General features: G+C 59.8%; 12 protein-coding genes. 4 read left to right on the top strand and 8 right to left on the bottom strand.

Annotation, left to right across the window (positions count from 1 at the left end; all coding sequences use genetic code 11):
• Positions 1-26: 26 nt before the first annotated feature.
• Both lplT and aas read right to left on the bottom strand, forming a co-directional pair.
• Positions 27-1,220 carry a lysophospholipid transporter LplT gene (gene lplT, locus ACLEXF_RS16715; RefSeq protein WP_023319080.1) on the bottom strand — a complete coding sequence of 398 codons (1,194 nt, stop codon included), beginning with the start codon at positions 1,218-1,220 and terminating at the stop codon, positions 27-29.
• A complete protein-coding gene (gene aas / locus ACLEXF_RS16710; RefSeq protein WP_130947897.1) occupies positions 1,213-3,372 on the bottom strand; it encodes a bifunctional acyl-ACP--phospholipid O-acyltransferase/long-chain-fatty-acid--ACP ligase in 2,160 nt (719 codons plus the stop codon). Before aas ends, lplT begins: the two co-directional genes overlap by 8 nt.
• Before the next feature lie 620 nt (positions 3,373-3,992).
• Between aas and galR the strand changes: the two genes are divergently transcribed.
• Positions 3,993-5,009, top strand: coding sequence for an HTH-type transcriptional regulator GalR (gene galR / locus ACLEXF_RS16705; protein ID WP_128336000.1), 1,017 nt, complete (start codon positions 3,993-3,995; stop codon positions 5,007-5,009).
• Here the strand turns inward: galR and ACLEXF_RS16700 are convergent.
• The 4 genes from ACLEXF_RS16700 to ACLEXF_RS16685 all read right to left on the bottom strand — a co-directional run bounded on the left by ACLEXF_RS16700 (position 4,970) and on the right by ACLEXF_RS16685 (position 9,059).
• A complete protein-coding gene (locus tag ACLEXF_RS16700; protein ID WP_017899241.1) occupies positions 4,970-5,449 on the bottom strand; it encodes a GNAT family N-acetyltransferase in 480 nt (159 codons plus the stop codon). The two genes, galR and ACLEXF_RS16700, sit on opposite strands and share 40 nt — an antisense overlap.
• Entirely contained in the window at positions 5,446-6,219 is a 774-nt protein-coding gene (locus ACLEXF_RS16695; protein ID WP_004205433.1) for a GntR family transcriptional regulator, read from the bottom strand. Before ACLEXF_RS16695 ends, ACLEXF_RS16700 begins: the two co-directional genes overlap by 4 nt.
• A gap of 67 nt (positions 6,220-6,286) precedes the next feature.
• Positions 6,287-7,714 carry a glycoside hydrolase family 1 protein gene (locus ACLEXF_RS16690; protein WP_407259601.1) on the bottom strand — a complete coding sequence of 476 codons (1,428 nt, stop codon included), beginning with the start codon at positions 7,712-7,714 and terminating at the stop codon, positions 6,287-6,289.
• A gap of 7 nt (positions 7,715-7,721) precedes the next feature.
• Positions 7,722-9,059 (bottom strand): PTS sugar transporter subunit IIC, encoded by a 1,338-nt coding sequence (locus ACLEXF_RS16685; protein ID WP_004205429.1) that lies wholly within the window; start codon positions 9,057-9,059, stop codon positions 7,722-7,724.
• Between the two features lie 299 nt (positions 9,060-9,358).
• Between ACLEXF_RS16685 and ACLEXF_RS16680 the strand changes: the two genes are divergently transcribed.
• Positions 9,359-10,360, top strand: coding sequence for a LacI family DNA-binding transcriptional regulator (locus ACLEXF_RS16680; RefSeq protein WP_004229436.1), 1,002 nt, complete (start codon positions 9,359-9,361; stop codon positions 10,358-10,360).
• Here ACLEXF_RS16680 and lysA read toward each other — a convergent pair.
• Complete coding sequence (lysA, locus tag ACLEXF_RS16675) at positions 10,353-11,615, bottom strand: diaminopimelate decarboxylase (protein ID WP_004205426.1); 1,263 nt, start codon at positions 11,613-11,615, stop codon at positions 10,353-10,355. The two genes, ACLEXF_RS16680 and lysA, sit on opposite strands and share 8 nt — an antisense overlap.
• A gap of 136 nt (positions 11,616-11,751) precedes the next feature.
• Here lysA and ACLEXF_RS16670 point away from each other — a divergent pair, with 136 nt between their 5' ends.
• Positions 11,752-12,678, top strand: a complete 927-nt coding sequence (locus tag ACLEXF_RS16670) for a LysR family transcriptional regulator (RefSeq protein WP_053810907.1) — start codon at positions 11,752-11,754, stop codon at positions 12,676-12,678.
• Here the strand turns inward: ACLEXF_RS16670 and ACLEXF_RS16665 are convergent.
• Positions 12,662-13,357, bottom strand: coding sequence for an aspartate/glutamate racemase (locus tag ACLEXF_RS16665; RefSeq protein ID WP_407259600.1), 696 nt, complete (start codon positions 13,355-13,357; stop codon positions 12,662-12,664). The two genes, ACLEXF_RS16670 and ACLEXF_RS16665, sit on opposite strands and share 17 nt — an antisense overlap.
• 139 nt (positions 13,358-13,496) lie before the next feature.
• Here ACLEXF_RS16665 and ACLEXF_RS16660 point away from each other — a divergent pair, with 139 nt between their 5' ends.
• Complete coding sequence (locus ACLEXF_RS16660) at positions 13,497-13,823, top strand: cupin domain-containing protein (RefSeq protein ID WP_407259599.1); 327 nt, start codon at positions 13,497-13,499, stop codon at positions 13,821-13,823.
• Positions 13,824-14,198 lie beyond the last annotated feature (375 nt).

Here is a 14,198-nt window from a genome sequence, read left to right as displayed (position 1 = left end):
GATTTCAAGTCAACCGCGACGAGAAGTTATTTACGCCGCCCCCAGACCCACAGCGCGGCGATGGCCACAGCAAACACCGCGCCAAAGCCTATTCCCACAGCGACCGGCGGCACGCCCACGCTTACCGCCAGAGAATAGAGCCCCAGCATCAGCAGCATCGCCACGTTTTCGCCCAGGTTCTGTACCGCAATGGCGTTACCCGCCCCGACCGAATGTTTCCCGCGCTCCTGCAGCAGCGCATTCAACGGCACGATAAAGAAGCCGCCGAACACCCCGAGCAGCAGCAACAGACCGAACGCCGGCAGCAGCGACTGCTGCACGGCAAAGGCTATCACCGCGATACCGATCAAAATCCCGGCCGGCATACAGCGCGACACTGTCTCCAGGGTCACCAGCTTCGCCGCCGCCCCGGCTCCCAGTACAATCCCCACCGCCACCATCGCATTAAGATAAGTGGGCATGGCGTTGCTGGTAATACCCAGCGCCACCGGCACCCAGATCACCAGCAGGAAGCGCAGGGTCACGCCAGCGCCCCAGAACAGGCTGGTGCCCATCAGCGAAAAGCGGGTTTCGCCGTTGCGCCACAGCGTGCGGCAGGCGCTGAAGAAGCTGTGCGTCATCGGCTTGAAACGCCATGACTGCCCCGGACGCGCCGCCGGCAGCCTGGGTATCCACAGGTTAGCCACCACCGCCCCACCGTAGACCAGCGCGCAGACGATCAGCGCCGCCAGCACGTGCCAGTCGGCGAGGATCCCGCCGGCCATGGAGCCCAGCAGGATCGCCGCGATGGTCGAGGACTCCATCAGTCCGTTAGCCTTCACTAACTTATCGCCGGTGGTCAGTTCGCCGAGAATGCCATACTTGGCCGGCGAATAGGCGGCGGCGCCAATCCCCACCAGCGTATAGCCGATAAACGGATTCACGCCGAAGCAGATACAGCCGGCGCCGAGCAGCTTCAGGCCGTTGGCCACCATCATTACCCGGCCTTTGGCAAAGCTGTCGGCGAACTGGCCGACAAAGGGGGCAAAAAGGATGTAAGCGCCCACAAACAACATCTGCAGGACCGGCTGGCTCCACTCCGGATAATAGAGCTGCTTCATCAGCGCCAGGGTGGCGAAGAGAAGCGCATTGTCGCCGAAGGCCGACAGGAACTGGGCGCAGATCACCGCCATCATCCCTTTCGAATACAGCGACGGGTTAGTATGCACTGACTCACTCATGGGTTGTTTCCGCCTCGTCGACCATATTTTTCAGGGTGACATAGTCTGGCTTGCCGCTGCCGAGCACCGGCAGCTGTTTCAGCCAGCGTATATCGCGCGGCACCGCCAGCTCCGGTACGCCGTGCTGGCGAGCGTAGCGCAGCAGGGCTTCGCGAGTCAGTTCATTATCGGTGGTAAACAGCACCAGCGCCTCGCCTTTGCTGGCGTCCTGTTTAATCGCCGTGGCGTGCATTTTGTCCGGCGACGCGCCGAGGGCCACCTGCTCCACCATCTCAAGAGAGATCATTTCGCCAGCGATTTTGGCGAAGCGCTTCGCACGGCCCTGGATGCGGACATAGCCCTGCTCATCGAAAGTCACGATATCGCCGGTGTCATACCAGCCCGCTTCCTTTTCGCCGTGTTGATTTTCCGCCGTCGGCGCTTCCAGCACCCCGGGATTTTCCACCCGCAGGTAGCCTTTCATAATGTTCGGCCCTTTCAGCTGCAGTCGTCCCCCCTGCTCAATGCCAGGCATCGCCAGCAGGCGGGCGTCCATCCCCGGCAGAATCCGCCCCACGGTGCCGACCTTCGCCGCCATGGGCACGTTGATCGAGACCACCGGGGCGCACTCGGTCACACCGTAGCCTTCGAGAATACGCAGGCCGAATTTATCCTGCCACAGCTGTTTGGTGCTCTCCTGCAGCTTCTCCGCCCCGGCGACCACGTAGCGGAGACGATAGAAATCATAGGGGTTAGCGAAGCGAGCATAGTTGGCGAGGAAGGTTGAGGTGCCGAACAGCACCGTGCAGTTGCGATCGTAGACCAGCTCAGGCACCACGCGATAGTGCAGCGGGCTGGGATAGAGAAACACCTCCGCGCCGGTAAGCAGCGGCGTCAGCAGGCCGACAGTGAGGCCAAAAGAGTGGAACAGCGGCAGCGCCGACATAAAGCGGTCGTTAGCGGTAAAGTCGGCGATGGTTTTGATCTGCTCGACGTTGGCCAGCAGGCTTTTATGGCTGTGCACCACCCCTTTCGGGTTGCCCTCCGAGCCGGAGGTGAAGAGGATCATCGCCGCGTCTTCCGGCTGCTGCTTAACCTGCGCCAGACGCGGCGCCAGCAGATGGCCGAAAATCCACAGTTTGTCTGCGGGGGTGATATCGCCTTTGAGATCTTCCAGGAACACCCAACGCACCTGGGTCAACTGCTCCGGCAGGTGCCAGAGCTTGCCTTTATCGAGGAAGGTGCGCGAGGTAAAAATGGTCTTGAGTTCCGCGGCGGCGATGGCGCTGCTGAGTCCTTTCACCCCGGCGGTATAGTTCATCATCGCCGGAATGCGCCCGCGGGCGATCGCGCCGAAAATCACCGCTGCGCTGATGCCGGCGTTGGGTAGCATCAGGCCTATCTTCTCGCCCTGCTGACTGTATTTTTCCAGAATGCGGGCGACAAACAGGGTTTTGGTCAGCAGCTTGCGATAGGTATCCGGCTGGAAGTTGATATCCTCCACGCAGGGTTTGCGCGCGCCGAAGCGGTCTTGCGCCGCCAGCAGCGACTCATACAGGGTTTCCCGCGGGCGCACCGCCATCCGGGCCTCCATCATGATCTGATGCAGCATTTCCCCGGCGATTTTGCGCCGGTCGCGGGCGCGCGGCGCCTCGGGCATCGGCAGATGGGTAGGCGGCAGCAGGTGCAGCTGAATCCGCGGGAACAGGCGACGCTTTACCAGCCCCTTCAGCCGGCTGAAGGGCGTCAGTTCAGCGCCTTCAATGCGCAGCGGCACGATGGTCGCCTGCGATTTGGCGGCGACAAAGGCGGCGCCGTCATAAATTTTCATCAGCGAGCCGCTGACCGAGATTCGCCCTTCCGGGAAGATGACCACCGGCCGCCCCTGTTCGATCAGGCGCACCAGATATTTGATCGACATCGGCTTGGTCGGGTCCAGCGGCACAAAATCGATAATCGGCGTCAGCGCGCGCATAAACCAGCGCTGGCTGATTGAGGTATAGACGGCAAAAACCGGTCGGACCGGCAAAAACAACGCCAGCAGAATGCCGTCGAGGAAAGAGACGTGGTTCGGGGTAATTAAGACTTTTTGCTGGTGCAAAGCCTGCGTGTCGCCGGTCAGTCTGACCCGGTATAACCCCTTGAACAGCAGTCTGAAAAATCCCAATAGCATAACAACTCCATGTGACCGGTGATGAGTCAAAGCAGGTTACACGAGAAGGCGTGGGAAAGCAGTGCGGCGGGGGGATTTTCAGAATAAAAAAAACCTGCGCATCCGCGCAGGCTGGTGTAAGACGTCCAGTACGAAGAGCGTACCTGAGAAACTCACCTATCAATACCTCTGGGATCTCGATTGTCGCGTTTTTCGCCCGCTTCGGGCCAGCGGGAAAACGCAAGTGAGTGAGCCTAAGTGCAACCAGTTATTACGATTTTCGCTATCTGTAACAACGCCGGCGACGGGCAAAAAAAAACCTGCGCATCTGCGCAGGCTGGTGTAAGTAAAGTGGTCAACTTGACGTTGACTCCACCTATCAATACCTCTGGGAGAGCCAGAATATCAACCTGCTCGGCGGACAAACCAGCGAACATTCGCAACAGCGCATCGCAAAGTGTAAGCAAAGGTTTGTATTTCCCCGAGCCGGTTTCAATTACTGATAGCGTCAATGTAAACAGGTCACCGATAAGCCCGCTCTGAATCACATTTGCGCCATTCCTTCGCCGCCGCGCCTTGAATCTGCCGCTCTTTCCCGTAACATAGCAGTATGTAAACGCTTACCCTATAAAAGGCATGGTATGGCGACAATTAAGGATGTAGCCCGACTCGCAGGAGTCTCCGTCGCTACCGTCTCCCGCGTCATCAACAACTCTCCCAAAGCCAGCGAAGCCTCGCGTCAGTCCGTGGGCGCGGCGATGGAAACCCTCAACTATCACCCCAACGCGAACGCCCGGGCGCTGGCCCAGCAGTCCACGGAAACCGTCGGCCTGGTGGTGGGCGATGTCTCCGACCCCTTCTTCGGCGCGATGGTCAAAGCCGTCGAACAGGTGGCCTACCGCACCGGCAATTTTTTGCTGATTGGCAATGGCTACCACAACGTGCAAAAGGAGCGCCAGGCGATAGAGCAGCTGATCCGCCACCGCTGCGCGGCGCTGGTGGTGCACGCCAAAATGATCCCCGATGAGGAACTCGCCGGGCTGATGAAACAGATCCCCGGCATGGTGCTGATCAACCGCATCCTGCCCGGATATGAAACTCGCTGCGTGGCGCTGGACGATCGCTACGGCGCCTGGCTGGCGACCCGACACCTGATCCAGCAGGGGCACACGCGTATCGGCTATCTGTGCTCAAACCACAATATCTCTGATGCGGAAGATCGCCTGCAGGGGTACTACGCGGCGCTGGAGGAGAGCGGCCTGCCCTGCAACGACCGGCTGGTCACGTTTGCCGAGCCGGATGAAAGCGGCGGCGAACAGGCGATGACCGAACTGCTTGGCCGCGGCCGCCACTTTAGCGCCGTCGCCTGCTATAACGACTCGATGGCCGCCGGCGCGATGGGGGTGCTGAACGACAATGGTATCGACGTCCCGCGGGAAATTTCGCTGATCGGCTTCGACGATGTCCTGATTTCGCGCTATGTCCGCCCGCGGCTGACCACTGTCCGTTATCCGATCGTCACGATGGCGACCCAGGCGGCCGAGCTGGCCTTAGCCCTGGCGGAGCAGCGCCCGGCGCCGGAGATCACCCACCTGTTCAGCCCGACGCTGGTGCGCCGTCATTCGGTGGTGGCCCCGCAGGAAGGCGATAAGTCGTAGCGATAGAGATGCACGGCGGTGGCCGGGTAATCCAGCCCCTCGCCGATGTAGCGCCAGCCGAAGCGTTCATAAAAATCGCGGCAGGTGGAGTAGAGATAAAGCTCCTGATAGCCCGCGCGGCGGGCATAATCGATCACATGCCGCTGCAGCTGTCCGGCCAGCCCCTGACCGCGAGCGGCGGGCGCGACGTACAGCGCCGCCAGCCAGGGAAACAGATCCTGGCGGCTTATCAAATCGCAGCGCCAGAGGCCAATCGTTCCGAGCAGTTGCTCCCCTTCCACGGCAATAAAGGTCAGCGGTAGCGCCTCCGCCGTCTGGCTATGCTGCACAATGCTGGCGAAAAATTCCCGCGGCAGCGCCTCGCCGCCAAAGGCCTGCCACAGCCAGTCGGTCACCTGCCGGGCGAACTGCGGCGCGGCGTACAGCGGCAGGATCGTCATACCAGCTTCCCCTGAAAAATCGGCACCGAATCGAACAGATAGCCGTCAAAGTCCGGGGCGTCTTCATCGGACAGCTCCAGCAGACTGTTTTTGACGTTTTCCAGATGCTGCCACATCGCCTGCCAGGCGCCCATCACATCGCGACGCCGCAGCGCGGCGAGCAGCGTCTGCCGGTCGCCGAGCCACTTCAGCCGCCAGGCGCGGCTGGCAATATGCACATTGAACTGCTGCCACAGCGGGCTGCTGTCCATCTGCAGCCAGATCCGCTCCACCGTCGCCAACAGCATCTGGTTCTGCGTCGCACCGGCCAGCACCAGATGGAACAGGCGGGCGTTATCCTGGGCGGTATCGTTGAGAGCGATAGCCCGCTGCTCCTGCTCGATAATCCGCTTCAGATTGTCGATATCGGCGCGGGTGGCCATTTTCGCGGCAAAGGCGGCGATATTGCTCTCCAGCAGCTGGCGCGCCTGGAGAATTTCAAACGGACCGACGTCGCTGCTGAGCAACTGCTCTTCTTCGCTGTCGTTTTCATGCGGGATACGCATGACGTACACCCCGGATCCCTGACGGATATCCACCGTCCCCTGCAGCTCCAGCATCAGCAGCGCTTCGCGCACAATGGTCCGGCTGACGCCATAGGTTTCGGCAATATGGCGTTCCGGCGGCAAACGCGACCCGACCGGGTAGCGCCCCTGCGCAATCTGGGCGCGCAGGTCATCACCAATCTCCTGATAGGGCTTCTTTTCCGGCGGAATTATCGCTTTTTCCACAAAATCACCTGTGCGTTACATGCCTGCGAGTCGAATACGCCGCTATCTTAGCAAAGATTGCTCCCCGCTAGCGGTATTCATCGTCGATATCCAGCACCAGCTCACGCCGTTCGCCGAGCTGACGAAACCAGTGCGCCGAAGCTTTGGGCCGCCGGGCGCGATGGTTTTGCAGATCGATTTCGATTAGCCCGTAGCGGTTTTTAAAAGCGTTCATCGGCGACACGTTGTCGGTAAACGCCCACAGCATATAGCCCTGGCAGTTGGCCCCTGCCTCGCGGGCGCGCAGGGTGTGCCAGAGATGTTCGCTGATAAAACGAATGCGGTAGCTGTCATCGATGACGCCTTCGCGGTTACGGAACTGGCCTTCGTTTTCCACCCCCATCCCGCTCTCGGCCACGAACCACGGGATGTTGCGATAGTCATTTTTGATCCGCATCGCCATATCAAAGATGATTTGCGGGTAGATTTCCCAGCCGCGGGAGGCGTTCATCCGCCGGCCGGGCAGCTCAAACGGCTCATAATACCAGGCTGGATGGAACGGGGTATGCGGATGCCAGGCCCGCGACGGGGCTTTGACCCGGTGCGGATAGTAAAGGTTAATCCCCAGCTCATCGACGGTGTGCTCGCGGATAATCGCCAGCTCCTCCGCGCTGGCCTCCCACGTCACCTGATGCTGCTCAAGCAGCGCGAGAAGCGCCGGCGGCCAGACCCCGTGCACCAGTGGGTCGAGAAACATACGGTTGTAGAACAGATCGTAGATCTCCGCCGCGCGCAGGTCATGCGGGGCGCGGGAGCGTGGGTAGGTCACCTCCGGATTGAGGATGCAGCCGACGGTCCCGGGATAGCCGAGTTCGCGAAATCGCTTCACCACGCAGGCGGTCGCCAGCACCTTATGGTAGTTCCACTGCATCCAGGTGCTGGTGTTCTGCTCATAGGGCCAGCGCAGGGCATCCAGATAGACCCGGGTCTGCACCACGATCGGCTCATTAAAGGAAAACCAGCGGGTTACCTTCAGGTGGTAGCGGGCAAAGACCTGCTCCGCGTAGCGCACAAACAGCTCAACCACTTTTTTCGACCCCCAGCCGCCATACTTTTCCAGCAGATAGCCCGGTAATTCGTAATGCTCAAGGCAGATCATCGGCGTAATGCCGTTGGCCAGTAGCGCATCGAACAGCTGGTCGTAATAGGCCGCATACTCCTCATCCACCGTGACGTTTTCATAGTCGATCAGAAAGCGCGACCAGTTGATCGAGGTGCGGTAGTGGGTCAGCCCGGCCAGCTTCATCAGCTGCACGTCTTCCTGAAAGCGGTTAATAAAATCGGTAGCCACCGCCGGGCCATAGCCGTTATGCCAGACGTGGCGGTCGTTTTTGTACCAGAGATCGGGCCAGGAGTCCTGCCCCGGTTTTTTTCCGCTCCAGCCCTCGGTCTGCCAGGCGGAAGCCGCCGCGCCAAGGATAAAATCATCGGGAATGGTCATCCGTACGCTAGTCATAGGCTCCTCAGACAGGGTTGGCGGTCTGTTGATTGTCGGCCTGACGCTGTGCGGCATCGGCACGGCGGGAGGCAATTTTGACGAAAGGCAGATAGATAAGCACCGCGACGACGATGCAGATAAGCTGGGTCACCACCGCTCCCATCGAGCCGGCGGTGGACAGCCAGGCGTTGATCAGCGGCGGCGTGGTCCAGGGCACCATCACCACCGCCTTGCCGGCGAAGCCGGTCAGGGTGGCGAAATAGCCGATGCTGCCGGTCACCAGCGGGGTGATGATAAACGGGATGGCGAGGATCGGGTTGAGCATGATCGGCATCCCGAAGATCACCGGCTCGTTAATATTGAACAGCCCCGGGCCTATCGACAGCTTGGCGATCTCTTTCATCTCTTTGCGCCTGGTGGCGATCATCACCGCAATCAGCAGGCCGATGGTCAGCCCCGAGCCGCCGATGCTCATGTAAACATCCCAGAAGGGCATCGTGATGATGTTCGGTACCTCTTTCCCCTGCTCAAAGGCGCTCATATTGACGGTGATCGCCCCCAGCAGCAGCGGCTCGCGGATCGGCTTGATCATCTGGTTGCCGTGAATACCGATCACCCAGAACAGCTGGGCGACGAACATCAGCAGCAGGATCCCCGGCAGGCTCTGCACCACCCGCTCCAGCGGCTGCTGCACCACCTGGTAGACCGCATCGTAGAGATACATTCCCGTCAGCTGGTGGAAGAGAAAACCAAAGGTGGCGATCGCGGTGGTGGTGATGATCGCCGGGATCAGCGCGGAAAAAGAGGCAGAAACGTTCGGCGGCACGGTATCCGGCATCTTGATCTTCAGCCCCTTGCGCCCCTCCAGCCAGCAGTAAATCTCGACCGACAGAATGGCGATGAACATTCCGAGGAACAGACTACGGGTATCGGAGAACTGACGCAGCAGGACATCTTTCACCACGTGCATCTGGCCATCGACCATCATCTCCACCGTGGTCGGCGTGACGCAGATAAAGCAGATCACCGCCAGCAGGCCGGGAAACAGGCTTTTGATGCCGTTGATCCGCCCCAGCTCAATGCCGATCAGAAACACGGCGCCGATATTGAGGAAGTTGAGCGTGGCGTAGTTCAGCGCGCTGGTGATCGGCTTCAGAGCCGCGAGAAAGGAGAGTGAGGAAAAGCTGGCGAGCCCATTCTTCGGATCCAGCACCATATTGGAGATCAGCACCGAAAAGGCCCCGACGATGATCACCGGCATCAGGGTAATAAACGCCGATTTGATCGCCATAATGTAGCGATAGCTGTTGAATGTCGTCGCGAAACGCCCCAGCGCGTCGATCAGTTTGTCCTGTAATGCCATAAAAGAGTACCTCAGAGTAAAGGGCTTATTGCGGCCAGGTAGACAGCCAGAGACTTTTGGCATACCAAAACATAGTCGCCAGGCAAAAATTGTTCTGTGACAGCGCTCGCAACCCGCTTCGTGGTATCCCAAATATCGATAAAAACAACCATTGGCATACCAGATAGCGCCGGTTGGTCAGTTCCTGCTAAAAGCGTGATCGCGATGGTTTTTCCGCCCCGCCCCGTCGATATGTCCCTTTTCGGTCTGTGATAAACTGCGCCTTACCACGTGAAATCAGGAATCGATGAATGGCTACAATGCTGGATGTCTCAATTCGCGCAGGCGTCTCGAAAGCGACGGTTTCCCGCGTGTTGAACGGCACAGGTCAGGTGAAAGAGAGCACCCGCCAACAGGTCTTTAAAGCGATGGAAGAGCTGGGCTACCGGCCGAATTTCCTTGCCCGCTCGCTGGCCAATCAGACCAGCAACAGTATCGGGCTGGTTGTCTCCACCTTTGACGGCTTCTACTTTGGCCGTCTGCTGCAGCAGGCGTCACGCCAGACAGAAGCCTGGGGAAAACAGCTTATCGTCACCGACGGCCATGATACGCCGGAGCGCGAAGAGGAAGCGGTGCAGATGCTCGCCGACCGGCAGTGCGATGCGATCATCCTCTATACCCGGCATATGAGCGAGAAGGCGATCATGTCGCTGATTAACTCGATCGCCATGCCGCTGGTGGTGATTAACCGTGATGTGGCGCAGGCCCGCGAACGCTGCGTGTTTTTCGAACAGCAGGAAGCCGCCTTCCAGGCCGTGGAGTATCTGATTACCCAGGGCCACCGCGATATCGCCTGCATCACCGTCCCGATGCACACCCCCACCGGCCAGGCGCGCCTGCAGGGCTATCGCAACGCGCTGATAAAACATGGTATTGAATGGGATCCGAGCCGGGTGAAATACGGGGACTCGACGATGACCCGCGGCTACGAGCTGTGCCGGGAACTGCTGGACGAGAAAGCCCGCTTCAGCGCGCTGTTTTCCTGTAACGATGATATGGCGCTGGGGGCCTCAAAGGCGCTGCATCAGGCGGGGCTGCGTATTCCGCAGGATGTGTCGCTGTTTGGCTTCGACGATGCGCCAAGCGCGAAATGGCTGGAGCCGGGGCTGTCGACGGTCTATCTGCCCATCGACAACATGATCACCACGGCTATCGATCAGGCGATCAAGCTTGCTAATCAGCAGCCGATCGAAACGATCCCGCCGTTCACCGGCACGCTGGTGTTGCGCGAGTCGGTAACGACGGGACCTTTTTTTAAATAAGCTCTAAGGCCAGCAGCTCCTGGATGGTCTGGCGACGACGGATCAGCCGCGCCTTGCCGCCATCAAACAGCACCTCCGGCAGCAGCGGACGGCTGTTATAGTTGGATGACATCGAGGCCCCGTAGGCGCCAGTGTCATGGAGCACCAGATAATCCCCTGGGGCCACCGCCGGCAGCAGACGGGTCTCGACTTTACCCCCTTCCTGCTGGGTAAAGACGTCTCCGGACTCGCACAGCGGCCCGGCCACCACGGTCTCCACCTGCGGCGCGGCGCTGAGATCGCGCCCATCCGCCGCCAGAGCGGTGATATGGTGATAGCTGCCGTACATCGCCGGGCGCATCAGGTCGTTAAAGCCGGCGTCAATCAGCACGAAGTGGCGGCTGCCCATCTCTTTCACGCTGCGCACCTGCGACACCAGCACGCCGGACTCGGCCACCAGGAAGCGTCCGGGTTCAATCTCCAGTTTCACCGGGTGCCCCAGATGGGTGGCGATCTGCTCCCGGGCGCGGTTCCACAGGCCGTAATAGTGGGCGGTGTCGATGGCCTCTTCACCCTCGCGGTAAGGAATAGACAGGCCGCCGCCGGCGGAGATGGCCTGCAGATCCTGGCCAAAGTCGACAACCTGGCGCACCATCGCGCCGCACACCTGCTCCAGGTGACCGTAGTCGACGCCAGAGCCGATATGCATATGGATCCCCACCAGCTGCAGCTGATAACGACGCATCACTTCCAGCGCCGCCGGCAGATGGCTGTACCAGATGCCATGCTTGCTGTTCTCACCGCCGGTATTGGTTTTCTGGCTGTGGCCGTGGCCAAAGCCCGGGTTGACGCGTAGCCAGACGCGATGGCCCGGCGACACCTCCCCCAGCTGGCTTAGCATGTCGATCGAACCGGCGTTCACCGGGATCTGTAACGCCTTGACGCGATCGAGGGTGGCGTCGTCGATCAGATCGGCGGTGAAGACAATATCCTCTGGATTCTGCTGCGGATCGTAGCCTGCCGCCAGCGCACGCTCGATCTCCCCCAGCGACACCGAGTCCACCTTCACCCCCTGCTCACGCATCAGACGCAGAATATGGATGTTAGAGCAGGCTTTTTGCGCAAAACGCACCACGTCAAACTGGCTGAGCTGGGCAATCTGGCGGCGAATAATCTGCGCATCATAGACCCAGACCGGGCAGCCAAATTCCGCCGGCAGGCGCAGCAGGTTGTCCGCGGTTAGATCGGTATCAGTGGCGTAAAGCGAATGTGGCATAAAAACTCCGGTGCAGTGCGTGTGTTGGTCGCTGTTTTTTCTGATTACGCCACAGTGCCTGACCAATAAAAAATATCGTTTTATCGCGACTCTATGCAAAAATGATATGGTTACAGCCGAGCCTCAGGGAGACCGCATGCCAGCCGTCAATTTGCGCCATATCGAAATCTTTCACGCGGTGATGACCACCGGCAACCTGACCGAAGCCGCGAGGATGCTGCACACCTCGCAACCCACCGTCAGCCGCGAGCTGGCGCGCTTTGAGAAGGTGCTCGGCCTTCAGCTGTTTGAGCGGACCCGCGGTCGCCTGCAGCCAACCGTGCAGGGCCTGCGCCTGTTTGAGGAGGTTCAGCGTTCCTGGTACGGCCTGGACCGCATCGTCAGCGCCGCTGAGAGCCTGCGCGAGTTTCGCCAGGGCGAGCTGTCGATCGCCTGCCTGCCGGTGTTTTCCCAGTCCTTTCTGCCGCTGCTGTTGCCGCCGTTTCTCGCCCGCTACCCGGAGGTCAGCCTGCAGATCGTCCCTCAGGAGTCGCCGCTGCTGGAGGAGTGGCTCTCCGCCCAGCGCCATGACCTTGGCCTGACGGAGACCTTGCATACCCCGGCGGGCACCGAACGCACCCCGCTGCTGACGCTGAATGAAGTCTGCGTGCTGCCTGCCGGCCATCCGCTGGCGGCGCAGACGACGCTGACCCCCGCCGATTTTCAGGGCGAAAACTACATCAGCCTGTCGCGCACCGACAGCTATCGCCAGCTGCTCGACGCCCTGTTCCTTGAGCATCAGGTTAAACGGCGGATGGTGGTCGAAACCCACAGTGCGGCCTCGATCTGCGCCATGGTGCGCGCCGGCGCCGGGATCTCGGTGGTTAACCCGCTGACCGCCCTGGACTATGCCGATAGCGGCGTGGTGGTGCGCCGCTTCAGCGTTGAGGTGCCGTTTACCGTCAGCCTGATCCGCCCGCTCCATCGCCCGCGCTCGGCGCTGGTCGATGCCTTCGTGACGCACCTGCAGCAGAGTCTGCCGCAGATCCTCGCGCCGCTGGCGTCGGTCATGCAGAGAGCATAAAGTTGACCGCGTCTTCCGCATGGATCGCCGCGGTGTCAAAGACCGGCAGCGGGCTGAGCTCGGCAGGCACCAGCAGGCCTATCTCCGTACAGCCGAAAATAACCCCTTCCGCTCCCTGCTCCGCCAGGGCGGCGATCGTCTGCAGATAATAGTCCCGCGACGCCTCGCTGAAGGTGCCGAGACAGAGCTCGTCGAAGATGATCTGATTGATCCGCGCCCGATCGTCGGTCTCGGGGATCAGCGTCTCGATGGCAAACTGCTCCTGCAGACGACCGCGATAAAAGGTCTGCTCCATGGTATAGCGAGTGCCCAGCAGCGCGACCCGCCGCTGGCCTTTGGCGGCAATCGCCCGCCCGGTGGCATCGGCGATATGCAGAAAGGGAACCTGGCAGCGGGCGGCGATGGCATCCGCTACCTTGTGCATGGTGTTGGTGCACAGGACAATGCCCTCGGCGCCCGCCTGCTGGAGCCCGACCGCGGCTTCGGCAAGGATCGCCCCGGCGCGATCCCAGTCGCCGGCGGACTGACAGGCTTCGATGTCGTGAAAATCGACGCTGTGCAGCACCAGGCTGGCGGAGTGCAGCCCGCCCAGTCGCGCCTTCACGCCTTCATTAATCAGGCGATAGTAAGGGATCGTTGACTCCCAGCTCATGCCGCCTAACAGGCCAATGGTTTTCATCTTCTGCTCCTTATGTCGTTTCTGCCAGTGAAACAAACTTGTGATCAACTTTCCACTTCTCTGGCCGCGTATTTCTTTTTCATGAAGAGTGGGATAAGTTAAGTGAAACAACGTTTCATTTTAACAACAGGAGCGCCCGATGTTTATTTTCCATAAAGACACCACCCTTGAAGACCTCGGCAATGGCGTAACCCGCCGCATTCTGGCGCACGACGGCAAAATGATGGCCGTAGAGGTGAATTTTGCCGCCGGCGCCGTCGGCCCGATGCATAACCATCCTCACGAACAGCTCACCTATGTGCTCTCGGGCGAGTTCGAGTTCACTATCGGCGAGGAGACGCGCGTCGTCAGCGCTGGCGATACGCTGTATAAGCAGCCGGGGATCATGCACGGCTGCTTCTGTCTGCAGCCCGGCACGCTGCTCGACACCTTTACCCCGATCCGCGAAGATTTTCTCGCACGCTGATGAAAGACGGGGGCGATCGCCGCCCCCGATCCAGGTTTCACAGCACGCGCTAAAAAAGATGCCGCCCCAATCATTATCCTGGTAATAATATTTCCCGCTCAGTTCAGACTGATTATTCCTTGTTTTCAAGCTCCCTCAGATCCTTAAAGTGCTTACCACCTCACCTTTTTGAAACATCGTTTCGACTTTGATCACATTTCCATCCAGATCTGCATGACGCGGAAATAAATCGCAATAAAATGAAATTAAAACGGTGTTTTATAAAAAAAGATCAGCATGAAAAAGAACCTGACGGCCCCTCCCCGCTGGGCCAGATAAAACTTAAGCCATTCATTAACAAGGATATGTTAACCAGAGGAAACGTTCAGACTTTTT

This window comes from Klebsiella pneumoniae complex sp. WS1778 (genome assembly GCF_049472055.1).
In the GTDB taxonomy this organism is placed as follows: Bacteria; Pseudomonadota; Gammaproteobacteria; order Enterobacterales; family Enterobacteriaceae; genus Klebsiella; species Klebsiella quasipneumoniae.
The sequence above is the reverse complement of the archived record's forward strand: the minus strand, read 5'-3'. Positions and strand labels throughout refer to the sequence as shown.

What these genes read in the sequence shown, in the direction of transcription:
- ACLEXF_RS16670 (WP_053810907.1), top strand. Translation starts at nt 11,752, where the DNA reads ATGCCAGCCGTCAATTTGCGCCATATCGAAATCTTTCACGCGGTGATG.
- ACLEXF_RS16690 (WP_407259601.1), bottom strand. Translation starts at nt 7,714, where the DNA reads ATGACTAGCGTACGGATGACCATTCCCGATGATTTTATCCTTGGCGCG.
- galR (WP_128336000.1), top strand. Translation starts at nt 3,993, where the DNA reads ATGGCGACAATTAAGGATGTAGCCCGACTCGCAGGAGTCTCCGTCGCT.
- aas (WP_130947897.1), bottom strand. Translation starts at nt 3,372, where the DNA reads ATGCTATTGGGATTTTTCAGACTGCTGTTCAAGGGGTTATACCGGGTC.
- ACLEXF_RS16700 (WP_017899241.1), bottom strand. Translation starts at nt 5,449, where the DNA reads ATGACGATCCTGCCGCTGTACGCCGCGCCGCAGTTCGCCCGGCAGGTG.
- ACLEXF_RS16665 (WP_407259600.1), bottom strand. Translation starts at nt 13,357, where the DNA reads ATGAAAACCATTGGCCTGTTAGGCGGCATGAGCTGGGAGTCAACGATC.
- lysA (WP_004205426.1), bottom strand. Translation starts at nt 11,615, where the DNA reads ATGCCACATTCGCTTTACGCCACTGATACCGATCTAACCGCGGACAAC.
- ACLEXF_RS16680 (WP_004229436.1), top strand. Translation starts at nt 9,359, where the DNA reads ATGCTGGATGTCTCAATTCGCGCAGGCGTCTCGAAAGCGACGGTTTCC.
- ACLEXF_RS16685 (WP_004205429.1), bottom strand. Translation starts at nt 9,059, where the DNA reads ATGGCATTACAGGACAAACTGATCGACGCGCTGGGGCGTTTCGCGACG.
- ACLEXF_RS16660 (WP_407259599.1), top strand. Translation starts at nt 13,497, where the DNA reads ATGTTTATTTTCCATAAAGACACCACCCTTGAAGACCTCGGCAATGGC.
- lplT (WP_023319080.1), bottom strand. Translation starts at nt 1,220, where the DNA reads ATGAGTGAGTCAGTGCATACTAACCCGTCGCTGTATTCGAAAGGGATG.